The sequence below is a fragment of the Bradyrhizobium diversitatis genome (genome assembly GCF_016031635.1).
GTDB classification, from domain to species: Bacteria; Pseudomonadota; Alphaproteobacteria; order Rhizobiales; family Xanthobacteraceae; genus Bradyrhizobium; species Bradyrhizobium diversitatis.
In genome coordinates this window covers 77272-93007 of record NZ_JACEGD010000040.1, presented here as the reverse complement: position 1 = coordinate 93007, position 15736 = coordinate 77272, and the positions used below count along the sequence as shown (strand labels likewise).

The following is a 15736-nucleotide window of genomic DNA, read 5'->3' as shown; positions in this document are numbered from 1 at the left end:
GTCCCCCGCGATCACGACGCGACCCGACCGGCGCGGGACTCAGAATGGTGCCACGGCATCATAGATCCGGTGTCCCCATCCAGGCTGCTGCACGTCCGACAGATTTCCGCGCCCGCCATAGGACACGCGCGCCTCGGCGATCTTGTCGTAGGAGATCGTGTTGGTTCGCGAGATGTCGCGCGGACGTACGATGCCGCCGACGTTGAGCACGCGCATCTCCGTGTTGACGCGAAATTCCTGCGAGCCGCTGATCATCATGTTGCCGTTCGGCAGCACGTCGGTAACGATGGCCGCGATCGACAGCTTGATGTCCTCGGTGCGATCGATCTGGCCGTTGCCCTTGATCTGGGTATTGGTGTTGAGGTTGGCGTTGGCTTGGCCAGTGTCGTTCCAGCCTGCGACGTTCATCAGCCAGTCGAGCCCGAACTTGACCTGAGAATCGCGGGAGCGATCGGTCTTGTTGTCGAGCTTGGCCTTGTCCTGCATCGAGATGATCACCGTCACGACGTCACCGGTGCGCCGGGCCCGAGGATCGCGGTAGAGATCGGTGCCGTCGTCCCAGGTCGAGCGATAGCTGACGGGCGTGCGCATGCGCGGCGTCACCGGGATCGGATCGGCCTGCATCCTCAGGCCGCTGCCGACGGGCGACATTTGCGGGCCGATCAGGATTTCGGCCGGGTCATGGTAGCATCCGGCCAGGACCACGGACGCCAGCAGGAGCGAGGGGATGAGGATCGGCTTGTTCATCTATTTGGTCTTTCCGTCATCCACGCGACGCATGCCGCCGAGCAGGTCGGCGAGGTGGGCCGCGCGCGCCGTATCCATCTCGTTGAAGATCGCGCTCGAGCTCCTCGGGCTGAGCTTGGCGAGCACCGCGGCGGCGGTCTCGTCGCTCATGCCGGCGATCTGGGTCGCCGCGGCCTCGGGCTTCATGCGCGAATAGATCTCGACCATGCTCGCTTCGGCCTTCTTCAGGAAGTCGTCGCGCAGCGCCATCCACTTCTCGTATTCGGCGCGCTTGGCCTCGACTTCGGCAATGCGCTCGCGCAACTGGCTCTCGGCCTTCTCCAGCTCCTTGAGCTGCCAGGCCAGCCTTGCGTCGACGGCGGGATCGGCGACGTTGCTGCAGAACAGGGCGATTTCGTTGTCCGGGGCCGGCGCAGCCTGCGGCGGCGCAGGCTTCGGCGGCGCCGTGACGCTGCCGGGCCTGGCCGGACGGACCGGTGCGGGCGCAGGCGCGGGTATCGGGGTCTCGGAAGCCGGCATCGCCCCGGTGACCGCGGGTCCCGACTCCTCGGCCGCCCATGCCGTCGCCCGGATCGGAGCACTCTCGCCGGAACCCGGGGCGGCCGGCACCTGTGGCTTCTGCGGTCCCTCCGCGCGGGCGCGCGCGAAGGAGAGCAGGTTGAGCGGCTTCGACGGCCTGGCCTCGTCCAGCGCCAGCACGGGCGATGCGCTCGCGAGCATTGAGGCCGCGGCCAGCAGGAGGAGTTTGGCTTTGTGATCCAGCTTCAGCATCGGGCCGCGTGCGATTCTCGGTCGAGACTTGAGCATTGAGCGACCAAGCTTGCACGACGCTTATGCATCATTGCACGATGACGTCGGCCTGGAGCGCACCTGCCGTCTTGATCGCCTGGAGGATCGCGATGATCCCCGATGGCTTCAGGCCGATCTGGTTCAGCCCGCGCACCAGGCGCTGGAGATCGACCCCGCTCAGGATCGCCACCTGCGCTCCCGCCTCGTTGGCCTCGACCACCGTCTGCGGGACGACCACCGTCTGCCCTCGCGAGAACGGCGCCGGCTGCGACACGACCGGCATCTCCGTGACACGAACCGTCAGATTGCCGTGGGTCACGGCAACGGTCGATATCCGCACGTCGCGCCCGATCACGACCGTGCCGGTGCGCTCGTTGATCACGACCCGCGCCGGCGTATCCGGCTCGACCGTCAGTTCGCCGATCTCGGCCAGGAAACGGACAGGACCGATGTGGCGCGGCTTCGACAGCACGATGGTGCGGAAGTCGCGCTCGAAGGCGATCTGCGCGCGGTAGCGTCCACCGGCGTATCGGTTGATGGCGTCGAGGATGCGCGTCGCGGTGACGAAGTCGGGGTTCTTCAGCTCCAGCACCAGGAACTCCATCTCGCGGAGACTTCCCTGCACCTCGCGCTCGACCAGCGCACCGTTCGGGATGCGCCCGGCCGTCGGCGTACCCTGGCTGACATTCTGCGCCTGGCCTCCGACGCTGTAGCCGGCCACCGTGATCGCGCCCTGCGCCACCGCGTAGACGGCGCCGTCCGCGGCGCGCAGCGACGTCATGACCAGCGTGCCGCCGAGCAGCGACGTCGCATCGCCGAGCGACGACACGGTGACGTCCATGCGCTCGCCGGGCCCGATCGATGGCGGCAGGTCCGCGGTCACCATCACCGCCGCGACGTTGCGCGTGCGCAGCGTCGTCGGACGCGGGGGATTGTTGGTGCTGGTGGTCTCGTTCCTGACGTTGATGCCCATGTTCTCGAGCATCGATTGTAGGGACTGCTCCGTGAACGGCGCGTTGCGAAGCGTGTCGCCGGTGCCGTTCAGGCCGATGACGAGACCGTAGCCGACGATCTGGTTCTCGCGCAAACCCTTGATGTCCGCGATGTCCTTGACGCGGACGGCAGCCTGGGCGCTGACGACCGACATGAGCAGGACGAGCGCAAGCAGGAGTCTTGTCATGACCCGTCCACGACCTTGACGGTGCCGTCCGGCTGGACGACGCCCCTGATGATCACCCCGGTATCCGTATTGCGTACCGGGATGAGCGCGCCGGCCGCACCCGACTGCATCGCCGAACCGTAGGTGACGATGGACAGGCCGCTGTCTTCGACCACGACCTTGACCGTGGCGCCGCGGGCGACGGTCCAGGGGTCTTCCACCGCGTTGGTCGGAATGGGCTGGCCCGGAAACAGAGCGCGCCGCGCCATGCGGCCGACCAGGACCTGACGGCCCTCGATGAACATGGCGACACCGAGCAGGCTCGGCGCGAAGGCGCGTTCGGTGATCATCTCCTCCCGGATCAACTCGCCGGCGCGGATCGAGACGGCCGGCACGGGAAGCCGCTTCTCCTCGGCCGCAGCGCCGCGCGCCGCGACGAGAACCAGCAGCACGGCGGCCAACCCGCGCATGATCAGGCCCACCCTGTTCAACATCGAGACACCGGAACTAGCGCATGCCCTTCGAGACCGTCTGGGCCATTTCATCCGAGGCCTGGATGACCTTGGCATTCATTTCGTAGGCGCGCTGCGCCGAGATCAGTTCGGTGATTTCCTTGACCGGATCGACGTTGGAGGCTTCGAGCCATTTCTGGTTGATCTTGCCGTAGCCGGCATCGCCGGGCAGCCCGACGACCGGCGTGCCGGACGCGGTGGTCTCGCGATAGAGATTTCCGCCCAACGGCTCCAGGCCCGCTTCATTGGCAAAGTTGGCGAGGTTGAGCTGACCGATCTGCCGCGGGTTCACTTCCGTATCCAGCTTGGCGAACACCTGGCCGGTGGCGTTGACCGTGACCTCGACCGTCCCCTGCGGCACGGTGATCGCGGGATCCAGGAGATAGCCGTCGATCGTGACGAGCTGAGCGTTGGCATTGGTATTGAACGAGCCCGCGCGGGTGTATTGCACCTCGTTGTTGGGGCCGAGCACCTGAAACCAGCCGCGACCGTTGATCGCGAGGTCGTAGGGGTTGCCGGTCTGGGTCAGCGCGCCCTGGATGTGCAGCTTGCGGATCGCCGCCGACTTGACGCCGAGGCCGAGATTGGCGCCTTCCGGGATCGGCGAGGAGCCGTTGACGTTCGCGACGCCCTGCATGCGGTCCATCTGGTAGAACAGGTCGGTGAACTCCGCGCGCGCCCGCTTGTACGAGGTCGAGTTGATATTGGCGATGTTGTTCGCGATGACTTCGATGTTGGTCTGCTGGGCGTTCATGCCCGTGGCCGCAATGGCGAGCGATTTCACTTATTTCATTCCTTCAGGTCAGATCGACATCCGAACGACTTCCTGGTAGGCCTGCACGACCTTGTCGCGAACCGCGACCGCGGTCTGCAGGGCCTGCTCGGCCGACATCAGCGCCTCCACGACGCGACGCGTCGATTCCTTGCCCTGCATCGCCGAGATCGACGCCGCCTCGCCCGCCTTCAGCGTCCCGATCGCGTCGGTCGTCACCTGCTTCATCACGGATTCGAAGCCGAAATCGTCACCGGTCTGGATCGCCGTGGTCGCCGCGGGCGAGACAGCCTGCGTCTCGGTCGCGCGGGTCGCCGCCTGGCCGGCGGATATCGCCGTGGATGAAATCGCCTCAAGCATTGTCAGCTCCTCAGAAGATCGATGGTCATGCCGAGCATTGATCTCACCTGCTTCACGACCTGAAGATTGGCTTCATAGGACCGGTTGACTTCCCGCATGTCGGCCATTTCGATCATCATGTTGACGTTGGGCAGCTTGACGTAGCCGGCCTTGTCGGCAGCGGGATGTCCCGGATCGTACTCCACGCGATACGGCGTGGTGTCGACCCCGATCTCCTTGACCTTCGCGAGCTGCGCGCCCGAGGCCCGGTCCATCGCGGCATCGAAGGTGATGGTCTTGCGCTGATACGGATCGGCGCCGGCAATGCGCCCGGTCGAGGTGGCGTTCGCGAGATTCTCCGAGACGATGCGCATGCGCGTCGACTGCGCTTCGAGCCCCGAACTCGCGACCGTCAACGAAGCTTGCAGTGAGTCCAGCATGTCAGTTCACCTCAGGCTTTTGCGCTCGACAGAACCATGCGGTGGAACGACCGCACGATCGCCGAGTTCATCGAATAGTCGCGATTGACGTCGCTGCCCTTGATCATTTCCTGCTCGAGACTGACGGAGTTGCCGGAGTGAACCACCTCCCAGCTGTCCTTCTTCGCGGTCGCCCGCGTGTCGGTCTCGGTCGCGGACAATTGCATGTGCGACGGCGACGTCGTCGCAAGCCTGACCGGCATGCCGTCGAGCACCTTGTTGAACGGCTCGACGTCGCGCGCCCGAAAGCCCGGCGTGTTGGCGTTGGCGACGTTCGTGGCGATAGTCGACTGGCGGAGTTCGAGGTACCGCGCCTGCGACGATGCGAGTTCGAAGAGATAAAGCGGTCCCACGACAGCCCCATTCTGGTCCATTCGAAGGAAGCTTAGGGCGTCAAGCTTTCGTCAGGCTGATGAGGCAGACACCATCCTCAGAAAATTCTACTGGACCTTCTCCGGCCGCGGCGTCTGCTTGGACTGGAGGAAGTAGATGATCTCGGCGACGGGTCGGAAGAATTCGGCCGGAATCACCTGATCGACCTGGACCGCCTCGTAGAGCGCGCGCGCCAGTGCCTTGTTCTCGATGACGGGGATTCGGTTCTGCTCGGCAACCTCACGGATCTTCAATGCGATCACGTCCATGCCCTTGGCTACGACGAGCGGGGCGGCATTTTCCTCGCGCTTGTAGCGCAGCGCGATCGCGAAATGCGTCGGGTTCGCGATCACCAGCGTCGCGCGCGAGGCCGAGGCGATCATGCGCTGGCGCGAACGGTCGCGCGCCAGCGAGCGTAGCCGCGCCTTGATCAGCGGATCGCCTTCCGCCTGCTTGTGCTCGTCCTTGATCTCCTGCTTCGTCATGCGCAGCTCGCGCCGCCAGTGAAAGCGCGCCCAGGCGAGATCGATCGCCACCAGGACGATGGTCGCGATGCAGATCGCCGAGACGATCCGCATCGCGATGTTGAGAATCATCTCCGGCAGCGCGACCGGATCGGTATACATCGCCTCGAACGCTCTCGCTTCGGACGAGCGCAGCACGAAGGCGACGACGGCGCTCACCGCGCCAAGCTTGAACAGCGACTTGGCGAACTCGATCAGGCCCTGCGTCCCGAACAACCGGCTCCAGCCGCTGATCGGGGAGATCCGGTTCAAGTCCGGCTTGATGCGCGTGAGCACCACGCGCGGAGCGTTTTGCAGCAGCGAGGCGGCGAGCCCGAACACCACCAGGATGACGACCAGCGGCACCAGGAACCGGAGCGCCTGGAGTCCGACCACGGTGAGCAGGTTCTGCGCGTCTGCGCCCGTGCTGAGCGGGAAGCCCTCGGGATCGTCGAGGAGGCTCTTCAGCGTCGGCGTCAATTGCTGCACGCCCTGGCCGATCAGGAAGGCCTGGATCACCATCAGCGCGGCCATCGAGGCGAATATGGAGGCCTCCCGAGAGACCGGAATCTTGCCCTGCTCGAGCGCATCACGGACTTTCTTCTCGGTCGGCTCTTCTGTCTTGCTCTCCGGATCGGATGTTTCTGCCATGCCCGTTCAGCGGTCAGCGGAAGACCAGCTCATCCTCCTGCTCGGGGTTGAGCTCGATTTCGCCCTTCTCCGCCAGCTCGAGCGCAAGATCGGTGATCACGCGTCGCGCCTCCAGCACGTCGCGCTGGTTCGATGGCTCTCCAATGGCGAGCTCGTGCTCGACGACGCGGCGGACGCGCGAGGCGACCGAGGACAGGATCAGCTCGCGGAAATGCTTGTCGGTGCCCTTGAGCGCGACGACGATGCGATCGGTCGGCACCTGGTCGAAGATCATGGTGCGCGCCTTCGGTGTCAGGTTGACCACGTCGTCGAAGGTGAACAGCAGTTCCTTCAGCACTTCGGCCGACTTCGGCCGCTTCTCCGACAGGCTCTTCAGCATGTCCTCGATATGACCGCGCTCCATCTTGTTGATGATGTCGGCGACGCGGGCGTAGGTGTCGGCACCGAGGTTGCGGGCAAAGTTCAGCGTCAGATCCTCGTGCAGCGTCTTCTCGATGATGCGCATGGCGTCGTCGACGATCGGCTTGAGGCTCAGAACGCGCCGCATCAGTTCGTTGCGCAGGCTCGAGGGCAGCTGGCTCATCACCTTGGCGGCGCAGGCCGGCTTGACCTTGGACAGGATCAGCGCCGCCGTCTGCGGATGCTCCTTGGACAGGTAGCTCGCGAGCGAGTTTTCAGACACCGACGAGACGCGGTCCCATACCGACCGGCTCGAATTGCCGAGCAGATCCGACATGATCTGCGAGACCTGGTCGGCCGGAAGCACGTCGCCGAGCACGGCTTCCAGGCCGCCGAGGGTGCCCAGGATGTTGGCGCCCATCGAGAACTGCTGGGCGAACTCCTCGACGATTCCCTCGAGCTCCTGCGCGGTGATCGGCCGCAGCTCCGCCGCCGCCTTGGTGACGATGCGGATCTCCTGCGGCTCGAACTGCTGCAGCACGCTCGCCGCCGCCTGCCGGCCCATCGCCAGCAGGAGCGCGGCAACCTTTTCCGTGCCGCCCAGCGTGGTAACACCTCGCTGCTTGGCTGGCGCGATGCCGACCGGTGCCGCCATGATCAGGTATCACCTTGGCCCAGCGGACCAACAATCTCCGTGAGCGAGACGCCGAAGCGGGAATTGTCCTCTTCGACGACGACCACCTCGCCGCGGGCGACGATGCGGCCGTTGACGACGACATCGACGGGCTCTCCGACCCGGTGATCGAGCGGAACCACCGCGCCGCGGCCGAGCTTCATCAGGTTCGCCACCGGAATGGTCGCCGAGCCGAGCACCACTTGCATGGTGACGGGGATCCGCAGGATGGCGTCGATATTGGCGAACTTGCCGGTCTCCTCGGCCGTGCGTTGGGCGATCTCCGCCAGCCGCTCGAGGGGAGACGTTTCGGCCTCTGCCGATGCGGGTGCAGATTCATAGTCGAAGGATTGCGCCATCTGGTATCGCCTCTTGGTATGTCCGCTGCCGGAGCGCCGCGGCGCTCCCGTCGTAATCGTCCTGCCGGCTTCGCCTTCAATGCTTGTTCAAGTCGGCGCCGCCTGCGGTCGCGGCGGGTGCGAGGCCGCTTCTGGCATCGAGCGCCGCGATCGCCTCGTGGGCCTGATCGATCTTCGTGCTCAGCACGTTGGCGAGCCGTCCGAGATTTGCGGTGGAATCGTGCGCCGCCGTGATGACCGTGTCGAAGGCGCCCGCCGTCTCGTGCACGATGGTCGAGAATTCGCCCTGATAGCTGCGCAGCCGCGCCAGCTCGCGGTGCATCCTTGTCACCCGCATGCTGGTGAAGGCGAGCGCAACCAACAGCACGGCATCAACGAGATAGGATATCATCGACGAACTCCCGTTTCTGGTCGACCGGATCTGCCACCTGCATGGCGTAATAGCCGTCAAGCTGGCCGATCTGACACCAGAACAGTACCTGATTGTTGCTTTCGAGACGGGCCAGCGTGCGTGGCGTGGCTTCGAGCTCGAGCACCTGCCCGACCTGGAACTTCACGACGTCGCCGAGAGACACCGTCTTCTCATCGAGCACCGCGCTGAGCGTCACCTCGGTCCGGTGGACCTCGCTCTCCATCTGCTCGCGCCAGCGTGGGTCGGCCGCGCGACCGTCGCTGACCACGACATGAGCAAGCTTCTGCCGGAGCGGATTGAGCGCGGAGTGCGGGATGATGAGGAACATCTGGCCGCCGCGGTAGAGCGCCTGCAGCATGATGTTCGCGCAGATCGACATGTTGCCGCTTCGCCCGATCGCCAGCGAAGCCATCGCCGTCTCGACCCGCTCCACGCGAAAGGTGACGTTCGAAGTGCCGGCAAAGGCGGATTGCAGCGCCTTGGCAAACCGTTCGAACAGTGCCTGCACCAGGCGGAGCTCGATATTGGAGAAAGAGCGCTCGACGTCGAGCGGCGGCTCGGCGCCGTCGGAGCCGAACATCGCCTCGACCATGGTGAACACGAAGTCACGGTCGAGCATGATGATGATGCGGGAGTCCCACTGCTCGGCATAGAGCACCGCCGCGACCGCGTTGGCCTCGTAGTCCTTGATGATGTCGCCGACGCGGTCGTTGGTGATGCCGTTGACCGAGAAATAGCAGGGTGTTCCAGCCATCGGCTGGAGACTGTCGGTACACGATGCCGCCATGCGATCGAAGATCACATTGAGCATCGGCATACGATCGATCGATATGCCGGCGGCGTCCAGCAGGTAGTTCGGCAGCTGCTTGCGCTGATCCACTTCAGCGTCTTCCATCATCATGCGCGCGCCGCCTTGGGTTCGGCCTCGGCCGCGACCGGCTTGGGACCGGCGATGGTCTCGTTCTCGACGACGTCGATCGACGGCCGCTCCGTGCTCGCGATCATCTTGCGGCCGTGCTCGACCGCGATCTGCGGCATGGCGCCGTTCATGAACGCCAGCAGCGTCTGCTTGACGATGATGTAGGGCCGGCACTTCTTCTCGCGCGTCATCTTGATCTTGATCGCGATGGGCGAAAGCACGCCATAGGACAGGAAGATGCCGGCGAAGGTGCCGACCAGGGCAGCGCCGATGAAGCCGCCCAGCAGCTTCGGCGACTGGTCGAGCGCGCCCATGGCCTTGATGACGCCGAGCACGGCGGCGACGATACCGAGCGCCGGCAGCGCCTCGGACACCGTCACCAGCGCATGATAGGGCGCCAGCTTACCTTTCACGATGGTATGGATCTCCTCGTCCATCAGCGCTTCGATCTCGTGCGTGCGCGCATTGCCCATGATGATGAGGCGGACGTAGTCGCAGATGAACTGGAGCAGCGAAGGATCGCCGAGCACGCTCGGAAACGCCTTGAAGATCTCGGAGGACGAGGGATCGTCGATATGCGCCTCGACCTCGTTGCGCCCCTTGCCCCGCAGCTCGCGCATCAGGGCATGCAGCGCTCCCAGCAGGTCGAGATAGTAACGTTGCCCCGGCACCGCGTTGGTGATGGCCTGCATGCAGGCGACGCCCGTGTCCACGACCGTCTTCCAGGGATTGGCCACGATGAAGGTGCCGACCGCGGTGCCCATGATGATCACGAACTCCCACGGCTGCATGAGCACGGCCAGATGCCCGCCCATGGCTGCAAAGCCGCCGAGCAGTGCCGCTACCGTGATGAAAATCCCCACGAAACTGCCCAACGCGCCGCTCCATCGCCGATCCCATCGGGAATATCTAGTCGGCCACGCTTGCGCGAGGCTGGCTTCTTCGTCGCCAGCCTCGCGCAAGCAATTCGCGGCAGTTTGAGGCGAAGCCGCAACAGCGGCCAGAGGGGCGCGCGTCATGCTATCCACCATCGCAGACTACACCCGACTGACCAAGGACATGGGCAAGTCGCTGACGCAGGTCGCACAGCAGCCGGACGTCAGCCGAGAGACCGACTATTTCCTCAGCCATATCGGCAACGTGAAGACGATCGACGACTTCCTGAAGGACTATCGTCTCTATTCCTACGCGATGAAGGCCTACGGCCTCAGCGACATGACCTATGCCAAGGCGTTCATGCGCAAGGTGCTGACCGAGGGCGTTGCGAGCAAGGACGCCTTCGCCAACAAGCTGACCGACACCCGCTATCGGCAATTCGCGACCGCCTTCAATTTCGCCGCCCTCGGCGACAAGGCAACGCAGACCACAGCAGCCACGACCGGCACCGCGACCCAATACGTCACGCAGACGATGGAGGAGAAGGCCGGCGATCAGAACGAAGGCCTGCGCCTGGCGCTATATTTCACCCGCAAGGCTTCCACGATCACGACCCCCTACCAGATCCTCGCCGACAAGGCGCTGACGCAGGTGGTGCAGACTGCAATGGGCTGGTCGTCGACCATCAGCTCGTCCGACATCGATGCTCAGGCCAAGATGATCACGGACAAGATCGATCTCGCCGATTTCCAGGACCCGGCCAAGGTCACCAAATTCGTGCAGCGCTTTGCGGCGATGTGGGACGCGACCCAGGCCCAGAACGACACCTCGACCAACCCCGCGCTGGTCCTGATCGCCGGCGCCGCGACGTCGATCAACATGGATACCAACATGCTCACGACACTTCAGAACATCAAGTTCAACAGGTAAGTCATGCAATCGGCTCTCTATGTGGGATTGTCGGCGCAGGTCGCGCTCGAAAAGCGCCTCCAGACGATCGCCAACAACGTCGCCAACGTCAACACGGCGGCGTTCCGCACCGACGTGGTGAAGTTCGAGACCGTGCTCTCCAAGGCGGGCCCGACGCCGGTGGCGTTCTCCTCGCCCGGCGACAACATCATCTCCCGAGAGATGGGCAGCATCACCGAGAGCGGCAACCCGCTCGACGTCGCCGTGGTCGGACAGGGCTGGATCGCCTTCGCCGGTCCGAACGGCACGGTCTACACGCGCGACGGCCGCCTCCAGATCGCTCCCAACGGCGACCTTCAGACCGTGAGCGGCTTCCCCGTCGTCGATTCCGGCGGCGCGCAGATCACGCTCGACCCCAACGGCGGACCGGTCTCAATCGCGCGTAGCGGCGCGATCACCCAGGACAACAACGAGATCGGCACTATCGGCCTGTTCAACATTCCGCCCGACGCCAATCTCGAACGCTACGGCAATTCCGGCGTGACGCCCGACCGGCCTGCCACCGCCATCGCCGATTTCTCCCGGGACGGCTTCAAGCAGGGCTATGTCGAGGGCTCCGGCGCCAATCCGATGCTTGAATTGACGCGGTTGATCTCGGCCTCGCGCGCCTTCGACGGCACCAACTCGATGATCGAGGGCACCGAGAGCTCGCTCCAGAACGCGATCCGGACACTCGGCGAACCCGGCAAGTAGACTGCGCCTCGTGCTTTAGGTTGTTGTTTAAGCATGATCTTTTCGGAAAACCGCTGCGCACTTTTCCGGATCATGCTTCAGGATTGAGGTTGGACGGTTTCCTTGAACGCTCTTCGGCAACTCGAGTGGGCGCTGCTGGAGCTTCAGCAGAGCACTCCCCTGGCAAGCGTCAGCGGCGCGATCTCCGAGATCGCACCGACGCATTTCCGCGTCTCCGGCCTGTCGCGCTTCGTCAGGCTCGGCGAGCTCATCGGCGTCAATTCGGCCGGAAAGCGCCAGATCGGCGAGGTGGTGCGGATCGACAGCGACGGCATCGTTGCCAAGCCGTTCGACCGGCAATTTGCCGGCGGGCTCGGCTCGGTCGCCTACCGGATGCCGCCTCTGTCCTTCGCGCCCGATCCGAGCTGGAAGGGCCGCGTCATCAACGCCCTCGGCGCACCGCTGGACGGACAGGGCCCCCTCATCCAGGGACCCCAGGCGGTCTCGGCGGAAGCGGAGGCGCCGTCGGCCATGAAGCGCGCTCGCGTCCACAAGCCGCTGCGCACCGGCGTACGCGTCATCGACCTGTTTTCGCCGATCTGCGCCGGCCAGCGCGTCGGCATCTTCGCCGGCTCCGGCGTCGGCAAATCGACGCTGCTTGCGATGCTCGCCCGCAGTCAGGGCTTCGACACCGTCGTGCTGGCCCTGGTCGGCGAGCGCGGCCGCGAGGTGCGCGAGTTCATCGAGGACGTACTGGGCACCGACCGTCACCGCGCCGTCACCATCGTGTCGACGGGCGACGAGAGCCCGATGATGCGGCGGCTGGCGCCGAAGACGGCCATGGCGGTCGCCGAATATTTCCGTGACCGGGGCGAATCGGTCCTGCTCATGGTCGATTCGATCACCCGTTTCGCCCATGCGGCCCGCGAGGTCGCGCTCGCCGCCGGCGAGCCCGCAGTCGCGCGCGGCTACGCACCGACGGTCTTCACCGATTTGCCGCGTCTCCTGGAGCGCGCTGGTCCAGGCGAGGAGGGATCCGGCACGATTACCGGGATTTTCTCCGTGCTGGTCGACGGCGACGATCACAACGAGCCGATCGCCGACACCATCCGCAGCACGCTTGATGGGCACATCGTGCTCTCCAGGCACATCGCCGACCAGGCGCGCTATCCGGCCGTCGACGTTCTGGCGTCGGTCTCACGCCTCGCCCATAACGTGTGGGACCCCGAGGAGCGCGAATTGGTGAGCAAGCTGCGCGCCATGATCGCGCAATACGAGGACACGCGCGATCTTCGCTTGATGGGCGGATATCAGTCGGGACGTGATTCGGGTCTCGATCAGGCGGTCGACATGGTTCCGAGAATCTACAACGCGATGCGGCAGGGCGCTTCGGCTCCGCCGAGCGCCGATCCGTTCCGCGAGCTCCGGGACATGCTCAAGGGTGACCAGCGAACGGAAGGGTGAGGCGGCGTATGAGAGGCGCCTGCCGCCCGTCCTGCTCGTGGTTTTCGACAGGAGATTGCGCATGGCGTTGCGCTTCTCGCGCATGCGTTCCCATATCCATCACCGATTTCCGTCATGAGCCCGTCACCGTTCGGGTGAGCACCGCGCGCCGCCGCGGTGCAAGCGATCCAGCGCGACGATTCCGCGAGCACGGCGACGACAACCGCCACGTGCAATTCCTCTGAGTTCCCTTGAGCGATTCTCCGCCGGAACGCACAAGTTGTGGATGATGTGCCGATACACATCATCGTCGTGCACAAGCTTCGGTCAATTTGCGTCGACGACAGACAACAACATGCCGCGCAATCAGCCGCTCGCAAAGTCGGGCGCATGTTGCTCGTCGAGTAGCGCATTGCGTTCACCATCATGTGTCCCGAAGAGCGCGATTGTCTTGAACGTTAAAGTCGCTTACGACGACATCCAGTCTCAGCGAGCGTCTTGACTTGATTTTGTTGAGAAGCTCATTCATCGTTTCGCTCGAGTATAAAAAACGTCTGCCTGCGACTTGAACTTTTGGGGGCTTCGGTTGAACCACTCCGATCCACCGTCTGCCGGTGACGGCAATCCGGGCTCCCGCGCGACGACGACGCTGCTGGCATGCCATCGACGCAGCCTCTCGTTCCGAGGGACGCGTTCCGCAACGGTCAAGGTGCGGCGCGTTAAGGTCCGTGCCTTTGAACGAGAGTTCCGCACGACAGGCTCGTCGCACACTCTGGGCGCAGAGCGGCTCCGCGACGCCGCAGACAAAGTTCCGGGGACGAGGTAGATTCCATGCCGTTGGCGCGAGAAGCCGTCGAGCTGCTGGTTCAGGCGGCGAGGGCTTGGTATTTCGAAGGCGATCAGCATGGATTGCGCGATCGGGAGTGGATGGCGCTGCGCTTTCTCGGCCGCGCCAACAGATTTTCGCGCACCCCGTCCGCGCTGGCCGGCTTCATCGGCGCCACCCGAGCGACTGCATCGCAGATCGTGAAGACTCTGGAGGGCAAGTCCTTTCTGGTGCGAAAGCCGTCGCATGAGGACAAGCGTTCTGTCGTCCTGCACGTCACCGCCCAGGGCGAGAAATGCCTGAGCCAGCACGACCCGATCAATCACGTGGTGAATGCGGTCACTTCGCTCGGCACCGACGAGTGCATCAGGTTGCGCGACTCTCTCCGCGAGATCCTCAATCACCTCGATGCAGCCCATCAGCGGCTCAATGCCAGTATCTGCCGGGACTGCATGTTTCTCGCAGAGCGCGGTCCGGGCACCGGCAAGGGACGTGCAACCGTTGAATTCATGTGCCGGCTCTATCGTGCGCCGGTCTCGCTCGAGGAGACCGAGCTGCTCTGCACCAGTTTCGAGCGCACGCGCGACCGCCCCAAGATCGAGCAGCATCTCGACCCCGCGCGCGTGGCGAGCCGGGGGTAATGCGGACGACCCGACCGCAGCCTGGGATGACGACCCAAGACTTGCGGAAGATCTCGCAGCGGAAGAATCTCTTCGAGACGCGCACGTGTCCCTCCCGGGAGCACCTCGGCATTGCGAGCGCAGCGAAGCAGATCCGGTGTGTTTTCCCTGGAGGGATTCCAAAGTTTCATCCAGCGCGCGCCTGCTTCTCAAGCCTGGTTCCAACTCGCAATTGCGGAGCACAGGCGCCATCGCAGTCCCAACACCGCATCTCAACTTGCAGACATGCCTTCGCATCCTCGCGGCTGAATTCGCCCGAGCTTTGCTTCGTCGCTCGCCTTCTCGAGCCAAGAGGGCGCAGGGAAGGCCGGGTGCCGGCTCGCACCCGCGGTCTGCTGTGCATGGAGCACACGCAGAAAACCGCACAGCAGCATACAGGTGAAGCCCAACACACGGCCTTCCCTGCGCGATGGTCGGACGGCTTATGCCGTGCTCTCCCGGGAGCCGAGTTCGTTCTGGCCTCCCTCACCCCTCGCGAAATTCACCGGCGCCGCGCCGGTTGACGCGACTGCCGCATCCGCAAGAGCTTGACCGTAGCAACGACGGCCAGGACCACACGGTTTTGCCGTACGCACGGCCCGCCATTTCGCCGCAGTTTTCCCGGCCCTGTCGACGGAGCCGGAAACTTACAGACGAGACGAAACCTAGCAGCGCCGCTCGTCCGCACGCAGCTTCGGGCTCACGGAGAGCAATCCGCCCTACCCTTCACCTTTCGTGCACGACGCTGCCGCGTCCACCGCAAGCCCGGCTCGCGACAATGACGACCTCATGATCGCCCCTCAAGAATGAGCCGGGATGGGCGACACATACGCTAAATCCGAATTTCGGTAAAGCGGAATATTTTCGCGATAGTGGGTTGACAGAGGGCGACACAGCAATGCCCGCAAAGCCCCCCGCCCCCGCAGGGCAATCGCATATGGATTTCACGGGGATTGTCCGCTGGCTTGCTCCGCCTCTCCCGCTTGCGGGAGAGGCCGACGCGCTCGCAGAGCGCGGCGGGTGAGGGCTCTCGCCACGCAGGGATGTCCTCAGTTAATCTCAATAGTCCCAGCGCGGAGACACCCTCTCCCCAACCGTCCCCCGCAAGCGGGGGAGGGAGCCTAGTGCCGATGCCGCTGCACCGTGCGCACCATATGCGATTGCCCAGGCCGCCCCCGGGGTCGCGCGCAACGTCATCCGACAATC

The 15736-nt window shown here is 64.5% G+C and carries 18 protein-coding genes; 4 read left to right on the top strand and 14 right to left on the bottom strand.

What is annotated here, in order from left to right:
• Positions 1-39: 39 nt before the first annotated feature.
• From flgH to motA, 14 genes are all read right to left on the bottom strand, one after another.
• On the bottom strand, positions 40-747 hold the full coding sequence (gene flgH / locus H1B27_RS32620) for a flagellar basal body L-ring protein FlgH (RefSeq protein ID WP_061877136.1): 708 nt from the start codon (positions 745-747) through the stop codon (positions 40-42).
• Positions 748-1518, bottom strand: coding sequence for a MotE family protein (locus tag H1B27_RS32615; protein ID WP_197968868.1), 771 nt, complete (start codon positions 1516-1518; stop codon positions 748-750). It lies immediately after the preceding gene.
• Between the two features lie 67 nt (positions 1519-1585).
• Complete coding sequence (gene flgI, locus H1B27_RS32610; RefSeq protein WP_061877138.1) at positions 1586-2716, bottom strand: flagellar basal body P-ring protein FlgI; 1131 nt, start codon at positions 2714-2716, stop codon at positions 1586-1588.
• The gene (gene flgA, locus H1B27_RS32605; RefSeq protein ID WP_081494926.1) at positions 2713-3189 is read right to left on the bottom strand and encodes a flagellar basal body P-ring formation chaperone FlgA; all 477 of its coding nucleotides are present in this window, start codon (positions 3187-3189) and stop codon (positions 2713-2715) included. Before flgA ends, flgI begins: the two co-directional genes overlap by 4 nt.
• Positions 3190-3202: 13 nt before the next feature.
• On the bottom strand, positions 3203-3991 hold the full coding sequence (gene flgG, locus H1B27_RS32600) for a flagellar basal-body rod protein FlgG (RefSeq protein WP_035670189.1): 789 nt from the start codon (positions 3989-3991) through the stop codon (positions 3203-3205).
• 18 nt (positions 3992-4009) lie between these two features.
• Complete coding sequence (gene fliE / locus H1B27_RS32595) at positions 4010-4339, bottom strand: flagellar hook-basal body complex protein FliE (protein WP_061877139.1); 330 nt, start codon at positions 4337-4339, stop codon at positions 4010-4012.
• A 2-nt stretch (positions 4340-4341) separates the two neighbouring features.
• Complete coding sequence (flgC, locus tag H1B27_RS32590) at positions 4342-4758, bottom strand: flagellar basal body rod protein FlgC (RefSeq protein WP_035670180.1); 417 nt, start codon at positions 4756-4758, stop codon at positions 4342-4344.
• A gap of 11 nt (positions 4759-4769) precedes the next feature.
• Positions 4770-5171: a flagellar basal body rod protein FlgB gene (gene flgB, locus H1B27_RS32585; protein ID WP_061877140.1), complete on the bottom strand. Its 402-nt coding sequence runs from the start codon at positions 5169-5171 to the stop codon at positions 4770-4772.
• Positions 5172-5237: 66 nt separating this feature from the next.
• Positions 5238-6323: a flagellar biosynthesis protein FlhB gene (gene flhB, locus H1B27_RS32580; protein WP_197968867.1), complete on the bottom strand. Its 1086-nt coding sequence runs from the start codon at positions 6321-6323 to the stop codon at positions 5238-5240.
• A gap of 13 nt (positions 6324-6336) precedes the next feature.
• Positions 6337-7377: a flagellar motor switch protein FliG gene (locus H1B27_RS32575; protein ID WP_035670173.1), complete on the bottom strand. Its 1041-nt coding sequence runs from the start codon at positions 7375-7377 to the stop codon at positions 6337-6339.
• Between the two features lie 2 nt (positions 7378-7379).
• Positions 7380-7754: a flagellar motor switch protein FliN gene (gene fliN / locus H1B27_RS32570; RefSeq protein WP_061877142.1), complete on the bottom strand. Its 375-nt coding sequence runs from the start codon at positions 7752-7754 to the stop codon at positions 7380-7382.
• A gap of 76 nt (positions 7755-7830) precedes the next feature.
• Positions 7831-8145 carry a hypothetical protein gene (locus tag H1B27_RS32565; RefSeq protein ID WP_061877143.1) on the bottom strand — a complete coding sequence of 105 codons (315 nt, stop codon included), beginning with the start codon at positions 8143-8145 and terminating at the stop codon, positions 7831-7833.
• Positions 8126-9067 (bottom strand): flagellar motor switch protein FliM, encoded by a 942-nt coding sequence (locus H1B27_RS32560; RefSeq protein ID WP_061877144.1) that lies wholly within the window; start codon positions 9065-9067, stop codon positions 8126-8128. Before H1B27_RS32560 ends, H1B27_RS32565 begins: the two co-directional genes overlap by 20 nt.
• Entirely contained in the window at positions 9064-9960 is an 897-nt protein-coding gene (gene motA, locus H1B27_RS32555) for a flagellar motor stator protein MotA (protein WP_197968866.1), read from the bottom strand. The genes H1B27_RS32560 and motA overlap by 4 nt, the downstream gene beginning before the upstream one ends.
• 142 nt (positions 9961-10102) lie before the next feature.
• On the opposite strand from motA, the gene H1B27_RS32550 reads away from it, so the two are divergent.
• From H1B27_RS32550 to H1B27_RS32535, 4 genes are all read left to right on the top strand, one after another.
• On the top strand, positions 10103-10891 hold the full coding sequence (locus tag H1B27_RS32550) for a DUF1217 domain-containing protein (RefSeq protein WP_061877146.1): 789 nt from the start codon (positions 10103-10105) through the stop codon (positions 10889-10891).
• 3 nt (positions 10892-10894) lie between these two features.
• Entirely contained in the window at positions 10895-11623 is a 729-nt protein-coding gene (gene flgF / locus H1B27_RS32545) for a flagellar basal-body rod protein FlgF (RefSeq protein WP_061877147.1), read from the top strand.
• A gap of 102 nt (positions 11624-11725) precedes the next feature.
• Positions 11726-13066 carry a flagellar protein export ATPase FliI gene (fliI, locus tag H1B27_RS32540; protein ID WP_197968865.1) on the top strand — a complete coding sequence of 447 codons (1341 nt, stop codon included), beginning with the start codon at positions 11726-11728 and terminating at the stop codon, positions 13064-13066.
• 810 nt (positions 13067-13876) lie between these two features.
• A complete protein-coding gene (locus H1B27_RS32535; RefSeq protein ID WP_197968864.1) occupies positions 13877-14512 on the top strand; it encodes a MarR family winged helix-turn-helix transcriptional regulator in 636 nt (211 codons plus the stop codon).
• The last annotated feature ends 1224 nt before the right edge of the window (positions 14513-15736 follow it).